The sequence below is a fragment of the Vandammella animalimorsus genome (genome assembly GCF_002288875.1).
In the GTDB taxonomy this organism is placed as follows: domain Bacteria; phylum Pseudomonadota; class Gammaproteobacteria; order Burkholderiales; family Burkholderiaceae_C; genus Lampropedia; species Lampropedia animalimorsus.
Map to the genome: position 1 here is coordinate 184,674 of NZ_NTBH01000002.1, position 18,812 is coordinate 203,485.

The following is an 18,812-nucleotide window of genomic DNA, read 5'->3' on the forward strand; positions in this document are numbered from 1 at the left end:
ATGACGAGCACCAGCGCAAGCCAGGCGCCCCTGGCCCTGGAAATCAACAATCTGCACGGCTGGTACGGCGAATCGCACGTGCTGCATGGCGTGAATCTGCAGGTGCGCCGTGGCGAGGTCGTTACCCTGCTGGGCCGCAACGGCGCGGGCCGCACCTCGATTCTGCGGGCCATCACCGGCCTGATCGGCAAGCGCAGCGGCTCCATCAAAGTCAACGGGGTGGAGACCGTGGGCATGGCCACGCACCGCATCGCGCACCTGGGCATTGGCTACTGCCCTGAGGAGCGGGGCATTTTCTCCAGTCTGACGACGGAGGAAAACCTGCTGCTGCCGCCCGTGCTGGGCGTGGGTTTCGTGCGTGCGCTGGGCGGCAGCGTGGGCAAAGGCCAGGAGGCGGGCATGAGCGTGGAAGAGATCTATGCCATGTTCCCCAACCTCAAGGAGCGCCGCCACAGCCAAGGCACGCGCCTCTCCGGCGGCGAGCAGCAGATGCTGGCCGTGGGGCGCATCCTGCGCACGGGCGCCAATCTGTTGCTGCTCGATGAAATCTCCGAAGGCTTGGCGCCGGTGATCGTGCAGGCGCTGGCGCGCATGATCAGTACCTTGCGCGCCAAGGGCTATACCGTGGTCATGGTGGAGCAGAACTTCCGCTTTGCCGCGCCGCTGGCCGATCGCTTCTACGTGATCGAGCATGGCGAGGTCATTGAGCACTTCGAGGCGGCGCAGCTGCAGGAGAAGATGGATTTGCTCAACGAGCTGTTGGGCGTGTGATGTCACTTCCCCAATCGCAGCAGGGCGCGATGTGCAAGCATCGCGCTGCGTATTCTTCATTTTGAAAATGGCCTGAGGTCTGTGGCGCCAGCCGTTTTTCATCCTTTGCCAATCTTTTACCCCCTCAAAGTGAACAAGGAGATCGTCATCATGAAAACCAAACTGACTGTGCTGGCCAGCCTGCTGGCCGCCGCGGGTGTAATGGGCACCGCCCAAGCACAGGACAAGGTCGTGATCGGCTTTGCGACCGACATGTCCAGCCTGTACTCGGACGTGGATGGCAAGAATGGCGCGCTGGCTGCGCAAATGGCCATCGATGATTTCGGCGGCAAAGTGCTGGGCAAGCCCATCGAGCTGGTCACGGCCGACCACCAGAACAAAGCCGACATTGCTGCAGCCAAGGTGCGCGAGTGGATCGACACGCAAAAGGCCTCGATGATCCTGGGCGGCACCAACTCCAGCGCGGGCCTGGCCGTCAACGCCATCACCAAGGAAAAGAACGTGCTGTATTTGGTCAATGGCGCAGGCTCGACGGCCTTCACCAATGAGCAGTGCGCGCCCTACACCATCCACTACGCCTACGACACCATGGCCCTGGCGCGTGGCACGGGCTCGGCCGTGGTGGCAGAAGGCGGCAAGAGCTGGTTCTTCCTGACGGCCGATTACGCCTTCGGCCACGCGCTGGAAAAAGACACGGCCGCCACCGTCAAGGCCGCTGGCGGCGAGGTCAAGGGCAATGTGCGTCATCCGCTCAATGCTTCGGATTTCTCTTCCTTCCTGCTGCAGGCGCAGACCTCTGGCGCCAAAGTGCTGGGCATGGCCAATGCCGGTGGCGACACCATCAACACCATCAAGGCTGCCAACGAGTTTGGCATCACTGGCTCGATGAAGCTCGCTGGCTTGCTGCTGTTCCTGACCGACATCCACAGCATGGGGCTGGATTCCACCAAGGGCCTGCAGTTCACCACCAGCTGGTACTGGGACCAGGATGAGGCCTCGCGCGCCTGGGCGCAGAAGTTCTATGAAAAGGCCAAGCGCATGCCCACTTCCATCCATGCGGCCAACTACTCGGCTGTGATGAACTACCTCAAGGCCGTTGAGGAAGCAGGCACGCTGGAGACTGAAAAAGTCAACGCCGTGCTGCGCGGCAAGGAGCTGAGCGACTTCTACGCCAAGGGCACGATCCGCCCCGATGGCCGCTATGCGCACGACATGTACCTGGTCGAGGTGAAGAAGCCGGCCGAGTCCAAGCGCGAGTGGGATTACCTGAAGGTGGTCAAGACCCTGCCCGCCAGCGAAGTGTTCTTCAAGAAAGAAGAAACCAAGTGCGCGCTCTGGAAGTGACGCCGTAGCGCGGGGCGCCGGCTTGCCCGGCGCCCTGGCTCTTGTGGCGCGCTTGCGCGCGCCTTAGCCTGCTGATTGCCTCCGCGCACAGCAGGCCCCAGCGATTGTCTCGCGCCTGATCAACCCAGTGCATCTTTGCCATGGATACCATTTTCGGAGTACCGCTGCCCGCCCTGTTGAGCCAGCTTTTGCTGGGGCTGGTCAATGGTTCGTTCTACGCCATTCTCAGCCTTGGCCTGGCTGTGATCTTTGGCCTGCTCAACGTCATCAACTTTGCCCATGGCGCGCTGTTCATGATGGGCGCGGTCGTGGCCTGGATGGCCGCCAACTACCTGGGCATCAACTACTGGGTGATGCTGGTGGGCGCGCCCGTGGTGGTGGGGCTGTTTGGCATCGTGCTCGAACGCTTCTTCCTGCGCTGGATCTACAAGCTCGACCACATCTATGGCCTGTTGCTGACACTGGGGCTGACGCTGTTGATCGAGGGCGCGTTCCGTTCGGCCTATGGCGTATCCGGCCTGAGCTACGGCACGCCTGATCTGCTCAAGGGCGGCGTGAATCTGGGCTTCATGTTCATGCCCAAGTACCGCGCTTGGGTGGTCGTGGCCTCGCTGGCGGTGTGCCTGTTCACCTGGTTCATGATCGAGAAGACGCGCCTGGGCTCGTACCTGCGCGCCGGCACCGAGAACCCCCGCCTGGTGGAGGCCTTCGGCATCAACGTGCCGCTGATGATCACGCTGACCTACGGCTTCGGCGTGGCACTGGCGGCCTTTGCCGGCGTACTGGCTGCGCCGATCTACCAGGTCTCGCCATTGATGGGGCAGAACCTCATCATCACCGTCTTCGCCGTGGTGGTGATCGGTGGCATGGGCTCCATCATGGGCTCCATCGTCACCGGCCTGCTGCTGGGGGTGGTCGAGGGCCTGACCCGTGTGTTCTATCCGGAAGCCTCGTCCACGGTGGTGTTCGTCATCATGGCCATCGTGCTGCTGGTGCGCCCTGCCGGTTTGTTTGGCAAGGAACAATGACAAGGCGGGAATCAAGACTATGAACAAGACATTCGTTGCCGTCGGCTATGCGGCGCTGCTGCTGGCTCTGATCGCCGCGCCCCACATCGGCGCTTATCCGATCTTCATGATGAAGCTGTTTTGCTTCGCGCTGTTTGCCTGCTCCTTCAACCTGCTGTTCGGCTACACCGGCATGCTCTCGTTCGGCCACGCAGCTTTTCTGGGCGGTGCGGCCTACATCACCGGCCACTCGCTCAAAGTCTGGGGCGTGCCGCCCGAACTGGGCCTGCTGCTGGGTACGGCCTTTGGTGCGCTGTTGGGCCTGGTCATGGGCTATCTGGCCATCAAGCGCCAGGGCATTTACTTCACGATGATCACCCTGGCGCTGGCGCAAATGCTGTACTTCGTCTGGCTGCAGGCCAAGTTCACCGGCGGCGAAGATGGCCTGCAGGGCGTGCCGCGCGGCAAGCTGCTGGGCGTGCTTGACCTGAGCAGCGACCTGACCATGTACTACGTGACCCTGGCCATCGTGGCTGTGGCCTTCTTGTTCATCATGCGCATCGTGCATTCGCCCTTTGGCCACGTGCTGCACGGCATCAAGGAGAACGAGCCGCGCGCCATCTCCCTGGGCTATGACACCAACCGCTTCAAGCTGCTGGTGTTCGTGCTCTCGGCCGCGCTCTCGGGCCTGGCCGGCGCGCTCAAGACCCTGGTGCTGGGCTTTGCCACGCTGACCGACGTGCACTGGGCCATGTCCGGCCATGCCGTGCTGATGACGCTGGTGGGCGGCATGGGCACCATGCTCGGCCCCTTGGTGGGCGCGGTGGTGGTCGTGGCCATCGAGAACAAGGTGGGCGAATGGGGCGAGTGGATCGCCTCGCTCACCCAGATCGAATGGTTCCGCTCGCTGGGCGAGTCGGTCACCATCGTCACAGGCCTGATCTTCGTCGTCTGCGTGCTGCTGTTCCGCCGTGGCATTGTGGGCGAAGCCATTGCGTTGTTGCAGCGCAAGCGTTGAAGCATCCCGCGCCCCAACTCCAACCCAACCCCAACGCCCCCGCCGCCTGCATTGGCTGCGGGGGTTTTTCATGGATGGGCGCATTGCACGTGCCGTGCGTGGCCGGATGGCACTCCTACAATCGGCGGCTTTGCCATTGCATTGCCCAAGCAAGGCGCTGTCTGCCGCACTCGCAGTTCTCGATTGCGTATGGCGTTTTTGATAGTGACACCTATTGCACCCTGATAGGAGCATTCCTTTTCGCTCAAGCAGTACACAGCAGCACTTTGTAGTGTGGGAGGCACCGCACCGTCACGCTATGCCGCATACGTGCTCGGCGTTGTAGGTGCGCGTTTGCTGCGGCTTGAAACTTCGATGCGGCTACGCTGATTGTCGGTGCATCCGTGTCGATGGGGTAGCGTTTGGCCATGTCGATCTGTGTGCTACAGCGCCCATGACAGTTGCCTGAAGCGGTCGATCCACTTGACCAGCATGGCCTCTGTGTCGATGCAGTCGGCGAAACCTGCCTGCCTGATCTTGATGGTGCTGGCGATGGACGCTGGTAGCGGAGCCTGCTTGCCATGGTTGAGTTGGAAGTCTGCATAGGCGAAACCCTGGCCGACAAAGTCAGCCAGCCGCGCAGGTGCTTTTAAGCCATGCCGGTGCACGATTTGTTGCCACAGACCCTCCTTGGCTGGCAGGCTTTGCTCCAGTGAACAGGGGCGGTGCTCGCCCGGCTCCATGTCGAATGCGCGTGCGATCGTGGGCCAGACGTTGTGCCAGACAAACTCATCGCCGTTGGTCAGGTTGAAAATTTGTTCATGGCTACTTTGTGAAGTGGCGGCCCAGGCGCAAGCGCGACCGATCAGGTCCGAATCAGTGGCCTGGTAGATGCGTGGCGGCCCGCCGGGGAAATGCAGCGGCTCGCCGGAAGCTTTGAGCAGGGCTGCATATACGGCCAGTGCCGGAACGATGTTCATGTTGCTGGCCCATGCATCGCCGAAAACTATTCTCGGGCGCAGCACTGTCCAGTGCCAGCGGCGTCGCGGTTGTCTCTCGCGCAGGTAGTCCTCCTGTAGCCAGTAAAAGTTAGCGTGGGGATGGCGTGGCCAGGATTCCTTAGCGGGCACAGGCACCTGCGGGTTGATGTGCACGCCATAGGCCTTGCCCCCCTGGAACACGGTGATATGTTGCAGTTCGTGCTCGCCGACCTCCAGCGCTTCGACTACGTGGCGAAGCATGGCGAGATTGATCTGCATTTGCTCTGGATCGCTCCAGCTTGCGATCAGCCCAGGCTTTTCGTGCACAGCAGCAAATACCAGATGCGTGATGCCTTTGTACTGTGCTAGTTGGCGCTGGGTGGCCTCGGCGTCGCGCAGGTCGATGGCCACATGCTCCGCATCCCCGACATCGAACGGCTTTCTCCGGCTGGCGCCTATGCATTGCCAGTCTGGGAGGGTGCTGAAATGCCGCAGTACCGACTGGCCAACTACACCGGAGGCGCCTACCACTAAGACTTTTTTTGCCATGACTGCTCCTTGATTTGCTTTCGTTGCCAACTTCAATGGACAAGAAGATGAAGGAGCCCGTTCTAGCCCTTCCTTGGGCAAGAGTCACGCTGCAGTGCATAAAAGTTTTGTCTTCTGAAAAACTGCGTGAGGGCCGAGGCTGTTGGAGGCTTCAGGTCGGCTGCATAGCGAGGAGGAGAGGAACGGCAGTTTTGGAATACAAAACTATGCTGCATTGCGCAATGACAGAGTCTAGACGGCGCAGAAAAATCGATGCCAGTGAAATCCTTTTGATTTAAGGAGCCTGCTGTTGCCTGCCATCAATACGTCCGTGCAAAAAGCTTGTCGCTTGCTCAAAGCGCTGTCGGATGAGCGCAATGCGCGCCTGGTGGATTTGGCCCAGGCCACCGGCATCGACAAGGCGTCAGCGTTGCGCCTATTGGAAACCTTGGTGGCCGAAGGAATGGTTCAGCGCGATGCGCGCAGCAAACGGTTTAGCTTAGGGCGAGAGTGGCTGGTGGCGCGTGCTGCTGCTGCTCAACGGATGGATGCGCGGCACTTGGCGCGACCTGCACTGATCCGCTTGGCGCACCGTTTCGAAGATTCGGTCATTTTCTCTGAGCTCAGCGGCTGGGAGTCGGTATGCACCGAGTTGCGTTTTGGCACGTTCCCGATCCGGGCCAACTATTTGGGCATCGGTAGCCGGCGTCCGTTGGGCGTGGGTGCGGGTAGCTTGGCGTTATTGGCGGCACTGCCCGATGCCGAGGTTGAGGCGGTGATGCTGAGCATCGCTCCGCGCTTGCAGCGCTATCCACGCATCAGTGTGGATTTTCTCTGCCAGCAGGTCGAATGCACGCGTAAAAGAGGCTATGCGTTGCTGCTGGATGTGGTGGTGGAGCACATGGGCGGCATTGCGATCGCTGTGCCTGACGCTAATGGTGACTTGCTAGGCGCCATCAGCATTGCCGCTTTGAGCGAGCGCCTGATCGAGCGTCGAGATGCCATCGTGGTCGAGTTGCGGAAAGAGGCCGCCATGATCACGCAGCAGTGGCACGAACAGTCCGAACTATCTCGCCGACCCTTTGACTTACCTCACGCTGTCTTGCCATGAAACGCTGGATTCAACGACCACCAGGCTCCAACTGGGGCGATTTTGGCCCTGATGATCAATTGGGACGAGTCAATCTGATTGGCCCCGAGCAGGTGCGCAAGGGGGCGCAAGAGATCCAGGCAGGACTCAGTTTCTGTCTGTCGATGCCACTGGATTTCCCCGGAGGTAGTGTGCTCAACCCGCGCCGGCATCCGCCGCAAAAAGGGCCGACCTACCGGGGCGAGACGCCGTACTTCAATCACTTGCTGCGGGACGATCTGGATGCGGCTGCTATTGATGGCATCAGCGACGATCAGGTGCTGCTGTCAATGCAGTATTCGACGCAGTGGGACTCACTGGCTCATGTGGGCGCGCTGTTCGATGCCGATGGGGATGGAGTGGAGGAGTTGGTTTACTACAACGGCTACCGAGCCGGCGAGCACATCATCGGCCCCGAAATGTCTTGTGCAAACTCTGCCAGCGACCGCGCTTGCGCAGCACATGGGCAGCTCAGCCATGCTGGCGCGCTGGGGGTGGACGCCATGGCCGTCAAGGGCATGCAAGGGCGGGGCGTGCTGCTCGATTTGGTGCGCGTGTTCGGCATGGAGTTGCGTCACGTTGGCTACGACGACCTGATGTATGCCATTGAGAGCGCAGGTGTTGAGATAGAAGCTGGCGATATGTTGGTATTGCGCACCGGTTATGCAGAGCTGTTACTGCAAATGGAGCGACAGCCGGACGTGACGGAGCTGCACCGCCATTGTGCAGCGCTCAATGGTCGTGACGAGCGATTGCTGCAATGGATCACTGACTCACAGGTCGCCGCCATTGCGGCTGACAACTACGCTGTTGAGCGAACGCCTGCCCTGCCCCCGCCAGTGGGGCAGGTCAAGTACCCGTTGTTCCCGTTGCACCAGCACTGCCTTTTCAAATTGGGCCTGCCGCTGGCCGAGCTGTGGTACCTGCGTGATCTGGCTGACTGGTTGTATGCACACCAGCGCTATCGTTTTTTTCTTACGGCGCCGCCGTTGCGCCTGCCGGGGGCGGTCGGCTCACCTGTCACCCCCATTGCCACAGTGTAGGAGTCTGATCGCGAGCCATTCTTTTTTCCACTACCAACAGGAGACAAAGTATGCAGAAACAAACATTTTCTCCGCGCGCCTGGCTGGCCAGCCTGATGGCCGTCTCGGCATTGGCTGGACATGCCTTTGCTTTGGCGCAGGTTTCTGACGATGCCGTACGACTGGGAATGCTGATGGACTTGAGCGGCCCGTACGCCGATATCACGGGGCGGGGCAGCGTGATGGCCGCGCAGATGGCCATTGAAGATTTCGGCGGCGAGGTGCTGGGAAAGAAGATTGAGCTGTTGTCCGTGGATCACCAGAACAAGGCGGACATTGCTGCCAGCAAGGCGCGTGAATGGTTCGACAAGAATCGGCTCGACGCCATCGTCGATGTCACCGGATCCGCGCCGGCGATTGCAGTGCTGGAAGTTGCCCGACAGAAAAACCGTATCACGCTGTTTTCCGGCCCTGGTACGGAGCGTCTGACCAATGATTTGTGTGCCTCCACGCTGGTGCACTACGTCTACGATACCTATGCACTGGCCAACTCCACCGCACAGGCGCTGACGCAGCGCGGAGGTAAGAAGTGGTACTTTCTTACAGCCGACTACACCTTCGGCCATAGCCTGGAGACCTCCGCTTCGAAGGTGGTCAGAGCCAACGGCGGGGAGGTGTTGGGTGCGGCGCGCCATCCAATCTCCACCAGCGACTTTGCTGCCTATTTGCTGCAGGCCAAGACCAGCGGCGCCGACGTGGTGGGCTTGGCCAATGCTGGCACCGACACTGTCAATGCCATTAAGTCGGCCGCCGAGTTTGGGCTGACGCAGGATGGCCGCACCACCATGGCGGGGCTGCTGCTCTACATCAACGACGTACACGCGTTAGGCCTGCCGGCGGCGCAGGGCCTGGTGCTGACCGAAGCGTTCTACTGGGATATGAACGAGGCCACGCGGCAATGGTCCCGGCGCTACTTCGCACGAGTCAAGAGCATGCCCAACATGAGTCAGGCGGGCGTTTATTCCTCGGTGATGCACTACCTCAAGGCCATCAAGGCAGCAGGTACTGACGATACCGAGGCAGTAATGCGACAGATGAAGGCTACGCCCATTGATGACTTTTTTGCTACCGGTGGCCATATCCGCGAAGACGGTCGCATGGTGCATGACATGTACCTGTTCGAGGTCAAGAAGCCAGAGGAGTCCAAGGAGCCATGGGACTACTACAAGCTGTTGGCGACGATCCCGGGCCAGCAGGCCTTCATGCCGCTGGCGGAGTCTCAGTGCCCGTTGGTTCAGAAATGATGGCTGGAGAGGTGTTCATCCGCGGGGGTGGCCACACTGCATTCGGTCGATTGCTTGGCAGTGATCCTCTGACGCTAATGGGTGAGGCAGCTGCGCAAGCCCTTGACAACGCTGGGTTGGAGGGGGCGGCCATTGATGGCGTGCTCAGTGGTTACGCAACTACTCTGCCACACCTGATGTTGGCCAATCGATTTTGCGAGTTTATGGGCTTGCAACCGCAGTATGCCCATGGCTTGGCTTCGGGAGGGGCCACTGGTGGCGTGATGGTGATGCTGGCGACGCAATTGGTGAGCTTTGGGCGCTGCCGCAATGTGCTGGTCGTGGCCGGTGAGAATCGCTTGAGCGGCCAGCAGCGTGACCAAGCCATGCAGACTTTGGCACAGGTCGGTGACCCTGCTGTCGAAGTGCCCAATGGGGCCTCGGTGCCAGCCTACTATGCACTGTTAGCCTCGCGCTACATGCACGAGTCGGGGGTGAACTCCACTGATCTGGCGCGTTTTGCCGTGTTGATGCGCAGCCATGCGCAATTGCACCCCCAGGCACATTTGCGCGAGCCGCTTGATCTGCAGCAGGCACAGCAGGCGCGCGTTATTGCTACGCCGTTGCGTCTGTCCGATTGCTGCCCTATTTCCGATGGCGGCGTGGCTGTGGTTGTTTCGGCTGAGCCAGGTACCGGTACTCCAGTACGCATTTCCGGAGCAGGCCAGGCGCACCGCCACCAGCACCTTTGCGCTATCGATGATGTGTTCGACACAGGGGCAGCGCGCAGTGCACAGGCAGCGCTGGCGCAGGCCGGCTATGGCATCGCTGACATAGATTACCTGGCGATCTATGACTCCTTCACCATCACCTTGGTGATGCTGCTTGAGGAGCTGGGCGTGGCGCCGCCTGGGCAGGCTGTGCGCCGCTTGCTGGCGGGCGATTTCGATACCGATGGAGCCTGCCCGCTCAACACCCATGGGGGGCTACTGTCGTTTGGTCATTCCGGCGTGGCTGGTGGTCTGATGCATTTGGTCGAGGCCTATCAACAGCTGGCGCGACGGGCCGGCAGTCGTCAGATTGCAGGACGTCGGCGAGCGCTGTTTCATGCCGATGGTGGGGTGTTGTCTGCCCATGTCAGTCTGATCCTTGATGCGAGCTAAGTTCCCATGACCCACTGCCGTTTCCAACAAGGGCTGGCAGCGCGGCAAGTGCTGTTGCAGGTATGCCGAGAATGTGGCCAGCACCACGCACTGGAGCGTTTTAGCTGTCCTGACTGCCACAGTCGTGCGCTGGAGTGGCGTGCGGCTTCAGGGCGTGCTTGGGTGCATGCCGTCACAGAGATCCATCGAGCGCCGGCACAGAGCTTCAAGGCCTTGGTGCCCTACACCATCGTTTTGGCTCGTCTTGAAGAAGGCCCGCTCGTTATGGGCCATGCCGATACTGGCTTGGTGATCGGTGAGCCAGTGCGTGCGTCATTCAGGTCTCACGAGGAAGGCGTGCTGCTGTATTTCGTTCGTCAGTGTGCACAGCGAAATAGCCTACTTTCAAATCCTTTCTGATTGGTATTTATGAATCATTCCCTGTCTGCGTTTCTAGCTCCTCGTTCCGTGGCGGTGGTAGGAGCCTCCGACAATATCCACAAGATCGGAGGCCGCCCCATTCACTACATGCGTGAGCACGGCTTTGCTGGCTCAATCTTGCCCATCAACCCTAGCCGGGATGTGGTGCAGGGTCTGCCATGCTATGCGCGTTTGCGCGATGTGCCCGAACCGCCGGATCTAGCGATCGTGGTGGTCGCTGGGGATGCCGCGCAGGAGGCTATAGAGGATTGTGCGGTACTGGGCGTGCCGGCTGCCATCGTGATTGCCTCTGGCTACGGGGAGGCTGGTCCGGATGGGCGTGCGGCACAGGCGCGGCTGATGGCCGCGGCACAGGCGGGCGGTGTGCGCATCGTCGGCCCGAACAGTCAGGGCCTAGCCAATTTTGGAACGGGCGCGATCTCCAGCTTTTCCACGATGTTTATTGAAGCGCCACCGAAAGACGGGCCGGTGGCGATTGTCAGTCAGAGTGGAGGCGTTAGCGCCATGGTCTATGGGATGCTGCGGCGTCAGGGTATCGGTGTGCGCCATATGCATGCAACCGGCAACGAGGCCGATGTGACCGTCAGCGAATTGGCGATCGAAGTTCTGCAGGACCCCACAGTCCAACTACTGCTGCTCTATATGGAAAGCCTGAAGGATCCGGAGCACTTGGCCGAGGCAGCGCGGCTGGCGCGCGCGCGCGGTGTGCCCATCGTGGCGGTCAAAGCTGGCCACTCCGCTGCAGGGCAGAAGGCCGCCGCCTCTCACACGGGGGCGTTGGCCAGCGAGGATCGGGCGGTTTCGGCTTTTCTGCGCAAGCATGGCATCTGGCGCGTCGAAGATGCGCATGCGCTGGCAGCTTGTGCATCCGTCTATTTGCATGGATGGCAGCCGCAGGGTCGACGCGTGGCAGTGCTCAGCAACTCAGGTGCCAGCTGTGTGATGGCAGCGGACCATGCTGAAACTCTGGGTCTGGAGCTGCCCGTGCTGCAGCCGGACACGCAGGCCTGGCTGCGCCAGAGTCTGCCGAGTTTTGCTGCCACCACCAATCCGGTCGATGTGACGGCGGCGTTGCTGACCAACAGCGGCCTGTTTGGTCAGGCCCTGCCTGCTCTGGCCCGTGACCCCCAAGTGGACATGCTGCTGCTGGACATCCCTGTCACTGGCATGGGGTATGACGTTGACCGCTTCGCTGATGACAGTTTGCGCTTCATGCAGGAGTTCGATAAACCGATTGTCGTATCAGTCTGGCAAGAAGAGGCCATGCAGGCCTTTCAGCGTCGTGGTGTCCCGACTGCCGGCCATACCGGTGCGGCCCTGTCGGCTTTGGCTCAACTGGCTAGTCACCACGAGCTGATGCGAAGCAGTCAGCAAAACCCCGATTGGCAGGCTCCGCCGAGCCAGCTGGTTGCAGCAGCCCCCTCTCATACACTCAGCGAAGCTACTAGCCTGATGCTGCTCGGTGGCGCTGGGGCTGGGGCTGGGGTTGCCGATTTGTCGCCGGCGATGTTGCAGTCTGCCGGCTCCCTGAGCTGCGCTGGGCTGCCGATCGTCGAACACCGTCTTTGCCAAAGCGCTGACGAGGCTGTGCAGGCTTGGCGTGACATGGGCGCATCTGTGGCGGTCAAGGCCAGCTCTCCGGCCGTGCCGCACAAGAGTGAGCATGGCCTGGTGGCGCTCGATTGCAACAGCGAGGCCGCTGTGCGGGCCGCGTTTGAAGCACAAACTCAGACCCTGATTCGTTTGGGAGCCCCGTGTGAAGGAGTGCTGGTGGCCCGCATGGTAAAGGGTCAGCGTGAAATGATGCTGGGCGCGCACTGGGATCCGGTGTTTGGTGCGACTGTGCTGATCGGTGACGGTGGCAAGTATGTTGAAAGTCTGCGGGACACTCAGCTGCTGATCGCACCGTGCAGTATGGATGAAGTGCTGTACGCCATCTCGCGCTTGCGTATCGCGTCGGTGCTGCAAGGGGTGCGTGGCGAATCACCGATCGACTTGCTGGCATTGGCGCACAGCGCAGTGGCGCTGGGGCAGTGGGTGACTGAGGCCCATGGCCGCATCCAATCCGTGGATCTGAATCCAGTCATGGCCAGTGCTAATGGCGTTACGGTTGTGGACGCCTTGGTCGTCGTACAGGCCGCTGGGGCAGGAAGCTGACACGGATTGCCTCATCACGCGATTGGCTGATCTCAGCTTCTTCGACCAAAGCATCGGCGATATAGCGGCCAACAGGCAAGGTGTTTGGGCATTGTTGAGATTCAGGTAACGGCGGGTCTTGGCTTTTCCTGTCAAGTAAAGCAGTCGAAGGCTGTAGAGATGCATGGCGCTGCTGCACGTGCATCGCATCCATAAAATCGATGCCTTCCTGAACTTCAGACTTCCCCATGCCTGCTGCCTCCGGCCATCATAGTCTCAGCGATTTCGACTACGCGCTGCCCGAGCAGCTCATCGCCCACCACCCCGCAGCGCAGCGCAGCGCGGCGCGTTTGCTTGATGGGCGCAGCTGGCCGCCGGTCGATCGCGTGTTCCACCAATTGCCCAGCCTGCTGCGGGCTGGCGACCTGCTGGTGTTCAACGACACCAAGGTCGTCAAAGCGCGGCTGTTCGGCCACAAGGCCAGCGGTGGTCGGCTGGAAATCCTCGTCGAGCGCGTGCTGCACGGAGACGAAGTGGCCGTGCACTTGCGCGTGAGCAAAAAGCCTGCCGTCGGCGCGTTGCTGCACTTTGCCGGCGGCCGCGAGCAAGGCGGCTTCGATGCCCAGCTGCTGGGCCGCTACCCAGACGAGCAGGGGCCGCTGTTTCGCCTGCGCCTCTTGGCGCCGCCCGGCCAGAGCGCCTGGGATTTGATGGAGCGGCTGGGCCATTTGCCGCTGCCGCCCTACATCGAGCGCCAGCAGGCCCAGGGCGACGACCCGCACGCCGCGCAGGACGCGCAGCGCTATCAAACCGTGTTCGCGCGCGCCCCTGGCGCCGTGGCCGCGCCCACGGCTGCCCTGCATTTTGATGAGGCCACGTTGGCGGCGCTGCAGGCTGCCGGCATCGAGCGTACGGCCATCACGCTGCACGTTGGGGCGGGCACTTTCCAGCCCGTCAAGACCGAAGACTTGGACGCGCACCGCATGCACAGCGAGCGCTACCACATACCGCCTGAGACCTTGGCTGCCATGGCCGCCTGCCGCGCCCGTGGCGGGCGCATCGTGGCCGTGGGCACGACCTCGGTGCGCGCGCTGGAGAGCTGGGCGCAGACCGGCCAGACCGAGGGCGAGACGCAAATCTTCATCCGCCCAGGCTTTGCATTCCAGGTCGTCGATCTGCTGCTGACCAACTTCCACCTGCCCAAGAGCACGCTGATGATGCTGGTCAGCGCCTTTGCCGGTTATGAACACGTGCGTGCGCTCTACCAGCACGCCATCGCCCAGCAATACCGCTTTTTCAGCTATGGCGACAGCATGTTGCTGGCGCGCCGCGATGCCGGGTAGCCAAGCCGCCAGAGCATCAAATCCGGTAGTCATGTGATGAATCACATGTGATAATTGGGCTGTGTTTTCTGCAGTCTGCCTGCGCACAGGCTGCAGGTCTGTCACTGGATTTGTTGAGGAGGCCGCGCCATGTCCACCACTACCATCGTGATCCTCGTCTTGCTGGCCCTGCTGTTGGTCTGGGCCGTGGCCACCTACAACCGCTTTATTGCGCTGCGCAACGAGGTCAAGAACGCCTATGCGCAGATCGACGTGCAGCTCAAGCGCCGCTACGACCTGATCCCCAACCTGGTCGAAGTGGCGCGCGCCTACATGCAGCACGAGCGCGAGACCCTGCAGGCCGTCACCGAGGCGCGCAGCCAGGCCATCAGCGCGGCGCAGCAGGCGCGCGCCCTCGCCGGTGACGGCAGCGCGCTGCAGGCGCTGGCCGGGGCGGAGGCCGTGCTCGGCGCCGGCCTGGGTCGGTTGATGGCCGTGGCCGAGGACTACCCCGAGCTCAAGGCCGATGGTGAAATGCGTCGCCTGAGCGAAGAAATCGCCAGCAGCGAGAACCGCATCGGCTTTGCCCGCCAGGCCTACAACGACACCGTGCTGGCCTACAACAACGCTACGCAGTCTTTCCCTTCCAATTTGATTGCGGCGCTGGCGCGCTTTGCCAGCCTGCCCATGCTCGAATCCACCAGCAGCGAGCAAGAGCGCCAGGCGCCCAAGGTGCGGTTTTGAGCATCTTGCGCATCCCCATCCACAGGCCGGGCAGGTACAGCGCCTGTACTGAGCAATGAGGGGCAAAGGCCATGGGATTTCGCCGCCAGCAACGCCACTCGCGCCGCACCAGCGGCTGGTTGCGCCTGGGCTTCTGGCTGGTGCTGCCGCTGGTGGGGCTGGGCGTGCATGCCATGCTCAGCCTGCCGCTGTGGCTGCTGCAATGGCTGCTGGATTTCGATGCCAGGCCGCGCGGTTTCTTCTGGGGCAACATGGGCATGGCGCTGCTGCTGATCTTGGGCGGCTGGTGGCTGGAGCACAGCCACCTGCAGCAAGGCGGCGGCGTGGCCCTGGCGCGGCGCCTGGGCGGGCGCATGGCCGATGCCGCGCAGCCGCGCGAGCAGGTCTACATCAACGTCGTGCAGGAGCTGTGCGTGGCCGCGCGCATGCCCGTGCCGGCCATCATGGTGCTGGATCGCAGCGCGCAGATCAACGCACTGGCCGCAGGCTGGCGGCGTGGCGATCAGGCCTTGCTGGTCACGGTCGAGGCATTGGCCGAGCTCGAGCGCGATGAGCTGCAAGGCGTGGTCGCGCACGAGCTCAGCCACATCCGTGAAGGCGATACCGCACTGAACATGCAGCTGGCGGCCATGGTCTTCGGCCTGCAAATGGTCTATGGCTATGGCCGCACGCTGGCGAACTCCGACTTGTGGACGGTGCGCCTGTTCGGTGGCCTGATGCGCTATGCCGGGCTGCTGGGCTGGCTGGCCGGCTGTGCGCTGCAGGCGGGCATCTCACGCCAGCGCGAATACCTGGCTGATGCGCGGGCCGTCGAATGGACGCGCCAAAGCCGCGGCCTGGCCGGCGCGCTGCGCAAGATCCGCGCGCGCAACCTTCCCCGCGATGTGCCGCGCAACCGCCTCGCAGACCTGGAGCTGATGGGTAGCGGCGCGGAAAGCCTGGCCGTTGCGCACCTGTGGATCGCCCCCAGCGAAGACTTCTACGGCCGCCTGGCGCGCTGGCTCGATAGCCACCCGCCCATAGAGCAGCGCCTGTTGCGCCTGCAGCAGCCAGTGCGGTTTTGAGACGCAGAAGTCTGTTCAAAATCTCTGCGCGGTCGGCATGAAAGCGGGTTGGGGCGGTCTGTGGCCCCGAAAAGCCTCGCCATAGCTGTGACTATGGCGGTGTTTTGCGCCTTGCAGCCCATTCCAAATCGCTTCTTGCCCACTCGACCGAGACTTTGAGCAGGCTCTCAAAACGGCAGCTTTTGCTGCGGCGCTGGTGGGGGTTTGGGCTGGGGGTGTGGCGACGCGCGAGGCGTGTGCGGTGGCACCTGCAGCGTGGCGCTGCCCTGGGCCAGCCGGGCGGTGATGGTTTGGCCGGGCTGCAGTTGCGCGGGTTCGCGCACGATCTCGCCCTGCGCGGTGCTGAGGATGGCGTAGCCGCGTTCGAGCGCCTGTTGCGGGTCGAGCATGCGCAGCCGCAGCGCGGCCTGGGCCAGGCGCTGTTGCTGCGCCTGCAGGCTGGCCTGCAGTGCGCGCGGCCATTGCGCGCCGTGCTGTTGCAGGCGCAGCGCCTGGCGCCCGAGCTGTTGCTGGCCGCTGTGGCGCAGGCGCTGGGCGTTGCGTTGCAGCTGCGCGGCGTGCTGCGCCAGCAGCGCCGAGGGGCGCGCCAGCATGTGGCCGGCCCATTGCAGGCGGCGCTGCTGCTCCATGCCGTAGCGGTCCAGCGCCTGGGTCAGGCGGTCGTGGTTGTGCTGCAAGGCTTGCAGCAGCTGCTGGCGGGGCAGGGCGGCCAGCTCGGCGGCGGCGGTGGGCGTGGGCGCGCGCAGGTCGGCGCACCAGTCGGCGATGGTGAAGTCGGTCTCGTGGCCGATGCCGGCCACCAGCGGCACCGGGCTTTGCACGATCAGCCGCGCCAGCTCGGCGTCGTTGAAGGCCCAGAGGTCTTCGATGGAGCCGCCGCCGCGCACCAGCAAGATGGTGTCGATGTGCAGCGGCTGGCCATCGGCGCGGCGCAGCCGGCCCTGGGCGATGCCCTCGTAGAGCTGGGCCAGCGCCGCGCGCAGCGAGGCCGGCGCGCCCGCGCCCTGCACCAGGGCCGGCGCCAGCAGCACGGGCACGTGCGGCGCGCGGCGGCGCAGCGCGCTGAGCACGTCGTGCAGCGCGGCGGCGTTGGGCGAGGTGACGATGGCCAGGCCGCGCGGCAGCGCCGCCAGCGGGCGCTTGCGCGCGGCATCGAACAGGCCCTCTTGCTGCAGGCGTTGCTTCAGTTGCAGGAATTGCTCGTACAGGCTGCCCAGGCCGGCGCGGCGCATGCTCTCGACCACCAGCTGCAGGTCGCCGCGCGGGCCGTAGACGCTGACGCGCCCCTGCACGATGACGCGGTCGCCCTCGGCCGGCTCGAAGGCGGCCAGTTGCGCGGCGCGGCGGAACATGGCGCAGCGCAGCTGGCCCTGGGCATCCTTGAGGGCGAAGTACAGGTGCCCGCTGGCGGCGCGGCTTAGGCCGCTGATCTCGCCTTCGACGGCCACGGCGCCAAAGCGCGCCTGCAGCGCATCGCCAATGGCCAGGCACAGCGCCCCCACTGGCCAGACCCTGGCGCCGGGGGCGCGGGCGGTACTCATGGGCGCGGCGGGGCTGTCGTGGGCATCGTCTGCGGCGTGCCAGGGGCTGAAGGGGTCTTGGCTGGGCATGGGGCGGGCGGCGGCAGTGTGACGACGGGAGGTGGGTGGCGGTATGTCCAAGGCGGCTATTGTCGCCGCTGGCTGGCTCAGGGCCGTGCGCGGCTGCGCGCCGGGGCTATGGGACAATCGCCCGCTTGGCCGCAGGGCGTGGCGCAACAACAGAAGGTGACACAGGCATGAATGTGCGAGAGGCCTATCAGGCCAGTTTGGCGGAAAAGGGTTATCAGGCCGACCCAGCGCAGCTGCGCGCGGTGGAGGCGCTGCAGCGCTGCGCCGAGGAATGGGCGGCCTACAAGAGCAAGCGCTCGAACCGCTTCAAGAAGCTGCTCAACCGCCCTGAGATCCCGCAGGGCGTGTACATGTACGGTGGCGTGGGGCGCGGCAAGAGCTTTTTGATGGAATGCTTCTTTCAGCAGGTGCCCATCCAGCGCAAGGTGCGGCTGCATTTTCATGAGTTCATGCGCGAGGTGCACCGCGAGCTGCACGCCCTGCAGGGCACGCAAAATCCGCTGGACGTGCTGGGCGCGCGCATTGCCAAGCGCTACAAGCTGATCTGCTTTGATGAGTTCCACGTGGCCGACATCACGGACGCGATGATTCTCTACAAGCTGCTGCTGGCGCTGTTCGACAACGGCGTGGGCTTTGTCACCACCTCCAACTTCAGGCCCGATGAGCTCTACCCCAACGGTTTGCACCGCGACCGGATTCTGCCGGCCATCGCCCTGCTCAACGAGCGCATGGAGGTGGTCAACGTGGACAACGGCACGGACTACCGCCGCCGCACGCTGCAGCACGTGCAGCTCTACCACTGCCCCAACGGCCCCGAGGCCGACGCCGCCATGGCCGCAGCCTTCGAGCAACTGGCCGAAAGCGCCGATGAGGAGCCGCTGATGCGCATCGAGTCGCGCAGCATCCCGGCCAAGCGCCGCGCCGGCGGCGTGATCTGGTTCGACTTCAAGCAACTGTGCGGCGGCCCGCGCTCGCAGAACGACTATCTGGAAATCGCCAACCAGTTCCACACCGTGCTGGTGTCGGACATCCCGCAGATGTCGGTCAACCTGGCCTCGGAGGCGCGGCGCTTCACCTGGCTGGTGGACGTGCTCTACGACCGCAGCGTCAAGCTGATGGTCTCGGCCGCTGTTGCGCCCGAGCAGCTGTACCTGCAAGGCCCGCTGGCGCATGAATTCCCGCGCACCGTCTCGCGCCTGAACGAAATGCAGTCGCAGGAATACCTGGCGCTGCAAAAGCGCGTGGTCGATACCAGCCTGACTTGAAAGGCGGCCCCAGGCTTTGGAGCCTTT

16 protein-coding genes are annotated in these 18,812 nt (G+C 63.0%); 14 read left to right on the forward strand and 2 right to left on the reverse strand.

What is annotated here, in order from left to right; translation table 11 throughout:
- From CLI93_RS04860 to CLI93_RS04875, 4 genes are all read left to right on the forward strand, one after another.
- Positions 1–771 carry an ABC transporter ATP-binding protein gene (locus tag CLI93_RS04860; protein ID WP_095542480.1) on the forward strand — a complete coding sequence of 257 codons (771 nt, stop codon included), beginning with the start codon at positions 1–3 and terminating at the stop codon, positions 769–771.
- Between the two features lie 150 nt (positions 772–921).
- Complete coding sequence (locus CLI93_RS04865) at positions 922–2,115, forward strand: ABC transporter substrate-binding protein (RefSeq protein WP_095542513.1); 1,194 nt, start codon at positions 922–924, stop codon at positions 2,113–2,115.
- A gap of 140 nt (positions 2,116–2,255) precedes the next feature.
- Positions 2,256–3,143 carry a branched-chain amino acid ABC transporter permease gene (locus tag CLI93_RS04870; RefSeq protein ID WP_095539592.1) on the forward strand — a complete coding sequence of 296 codons (888 nt, stop codon included), beginning with the start codon at positions 2,256–2,258 and terminating at the stop codon, positions 3,141–3,143.
- 19 nt (positions 3,144–3,162) lie between these two features.
- Positions 3,163–4,140 carry a branched-chain amino acid ABC transporter permease gene (locus CLI93_RS04875; RefSeq protein WP_095542479.1) on the forward strand — a complete coding sequence of 326 codons (978 nt, stop codon included), beginning with the start codon at positions 3,163–3,165 and terminating at the stop codon, positions 4,138–4,140.
- 422 nt (positions 4,141–4,562) lie between these two features.
- On the opposite strand, the gene CLI93_RS04880 is transcribed toward CLI93_RS04875, so the two are convergent.
- Positions 4,563–5,648 (reverse strand): SDR family oxidoreductase, encoded by a 1,086-nt coding sequence (locus CLI93_RS04880; RefSeq protein ID WP_095542478.1) that lies wholly within the window; start codon positions 5,646–5,648, stop codon positions 4,563–4,565.
- Positions 5,649–5,937: 289 nt separating this feature from the next.
- Here CLI93_RS04880 and CLI93_RS04885 point away from each other — a divergent pair, with 289 nt between their 5' ends.
- From CLI93_RS04885 to CLI93_RS04925, 9 genes are all read left to right on the forward strand, one after another.
- Positions 5,938–6,738, forward strand: coding sequence for an IclR family transcriptional regulator (locus CLI93_RS04885; protein ID WP_095542477.1), 801 nt, complete (start codon positions 5,938–5,940; stop codon positions 6,736–6,738).
- The gene (locus CLI93_RS04890; protein WP_095542476.1) at positions 6,735–7,799 is read left to right on the forward strand and encodes a cyclase family protein; all 1,065 of its coding nucleotides are present in this window, start codon (positions 6,735–6,737) and stop codon (positions 7,797–7,799) included. Before CLI93_RS04885 ends, CLI93_RS04890 begins: the two co-directional genes overlap by 4 nt.
- A gap of 95 nt (positions 7,800–7,894) precedes the next feature.
- The gene (locus CLI93_RS04895; protein WP_238945814.1) at positions 7,895–9,082 is read left to right on the forward strand and encodes an ABC transporter substrate-binding protein; all 1,188 of its coding nucleotides are present in this window, start codon (positions 7,895–7,897) and stop codon (positions 9,080–9,082) included.
- Positions 9,082–10,224, forward strand: a complete 1,143-nt coding sequence (locus tag CLI93_RS04900) for a thiolase family protein (protein ID WP_095542512.1) — start codon at positions 9,082–9,084, stop codon at positions 10,222–10,224. Before CLI93_RS04895 ends, CLI93_RS04900 begins: the two co-directional genes overlap by 1 nt.
- A gap of 6 nt (positions 10,225–10,230) precedes the next feature.
- Complete coding sequence (locus CLI93_RS04905; protein WP_095542474.1) at positions 10,231–10,623, forward strand: Zn-ribbon domain-containing OB-fold protein; 393 nt, start codon at positions 10,231–10,233, stop codon at positions 10,621–10,623.
- A 9-nt stretch (positions 10,624–10,632) separates the two neighbouring features.
- A complete protein-coding gene (locus tag CLI93_RS04910; RefSeq protein WP_095542473.1) occupies positions 10,633–12,801 on the forward strand; it encodes an acetate--CoA ligase family protein in 2,169 nt (722 codons plus the stop codon).
- A 227-nt stretch (positions 12,802–13,028) separates the two neighbouring features.
- Positions 13,029–14,123: a tRNA preQ1(34) S-adenosylmethionine ribosyltransferase-isomerase QueA gene (queA, locus tag CLI93_RS04915; RefSeq protein ID WP_095542472.1), complete on the forward strand. Its 1,095-nt coding sequence runs from the start codon at positions 13,029–13,031 to the stop codon at positions 14,121–14,123.
- 129 nt (positions 14,124–14,252) lie between these two features.
- Complete coding sequence (locus CLI93_RS04920) at positions 14,253–14,846, forward strand: LemA family protein (protein WP_095542471.1); 594 nt, start codon at positions 14,253–14,255, stop codon at positions 14,844–14,846.
- 71 nt (positions 14,847–14,917) lie between these two features.
- The gene (locus CLI93_RS04925) at positions 14,918–15,910 is read left to right on the forward strand and encodes a M48 family metalloprotease (protein ID WP_095542470.1); all 993 of its coding nucleotides are present in this window, start codon (positions 14,918–14,920) and stop codon (positions 15,908–15,910) included.
- Between the two features lie 167 nt (positions 15,911–16,077).
- Here CLI93_RS04925 and xseA read toward each other — a convergent pair whose 3' ends face one another.
- Positions 16,078–17,451 (reverse strand): exodeoxyribonuclease VII large subunit, encoded by a 1,374-nt coding sequence (gene xseA, locus CLI93_RS04930; protein ID WP_095995727.1) that lies wholly within the window; start codon positions 17,449–17,451, stop codon positions 16,078–16,080.
- A gap of 236 nt (positions 17,452–17,687) precedes the next feature.
- Here xseA and zapE point away from each other — a divergent pair, with 236 nt between their 5' ends.
- On the forward strand, positions 17,688–18,785 hold the full coding sequence (gene zapE, locus CLI93_RS04935) for a cell division protein ZapE (protein WP_095542469.1): 1,098 nt from the start codon (positions 17,688–17,690) through the stop codon (positions 18,783–18,785).
- Positions 18,786–18,812: the final 27 nt, after the last annotated feature.

Coding starts and splice junctions, on each gene's coding strand:
- CLI93_RS04860 (WP_095542480.1), top strand. CDS start 1: ATGACGAGCACCAGCGCAAGCCAGGCGCCCCTGGCCCTGGAAATCAAC.
- CLI93_RS04865 (WP_095542513.1), top strand. CDS start 922: ATGAAAACCAAACTGACTGTGCTGGCCAGCCTGCTGGCCGCCGCGGGT.
- CLI93_RS04870 (WP_095539592.1), top strand. CDS start 2,256: ATGGATACCATTTTCGGAGTACCGCTGCCCGCCCTGTTGAGCCAGCTT.
- CLI93_RS04875 (WP_095542479.1), top strand. CDS start 3,163: ATGAACAAGACATTCGTTGCCGTCGGCTATGCGGCGCTGCTGCTGGCT.
- CLI93_RS04880 (WP_095542478.1), bottom strand. CDS start 5,648: ATGGCAAAAAAAGTCTTAGTGGTAGGCGCCTCCGGTGTAGTTGGCCAG.
- CLI93_RS04890 (WP_095542476.1), top strand. CDS start 6,735: ATGAAACGCTGGATTCAACGACCACCAGGCTCCAACTGGGGCGATTTT.
- CLI93_RS04895 (WP_238945814.1), top strand. CDS start 7,895: ATGGCCGTCTCGGCATTGGCTGGACATGCCTTTGCTTTGGCGCAGGTT.
- CLI93_RS04900 (WP_095542512.1), top strand. CDS start 9,082: ATGGCTGGAGAGGTGTTCATCCGCGGGGGTGGCCACACTGCATTCGGT.
- CLI93_RS04905 (WP_095542474.1), top strand. CDS start 10,231: ATGACCCACTGCCGTTTCCAACAAGGGCTGGCAGCGCGGCAAGTGCTG.
- CLI93_RS04910 (WP_095542473.1), top strand. CDS start 10,633: ATGAATCATTCCCTGTCTGCGTTTCTAGCTCCTCGTTCCGTGGCGGTG.
- queA (WP_095542472.1), top strand. CDS start 13,029: ATGCCTGCTGCCTCCGGCCATCATAGTCTCAGCGATTTCGACTACGCG.
- CLI93_RS04920 (WP_095542471.1), top strand. CDS start 14,253: ATGTCCACCACTACCATCGTGATCCTCGTCTTGCTGGCCCTGCTGTTG.
- CLI93_RS04925 (WP_095542470.1), top strand. CDS start 14,918: ATGGGATTTCGCCGCCAGCAACGCCACTCGCGCCGCACCAGCGGCTGG.
- xseA (WP_095995727.1), bottom strand. CDS start 17,451: ATGAGTACCGCCCGCGCCCCCGGCGCCAGGGTCTGGCCAGTGGGGGCG.
- zapE (WP_095542469.1), top strand. CDS start 17,688: ATGAATGTGCGAGAGGCCTATCAGGCCAGTTTGGCGGAAAAGGGTTAT.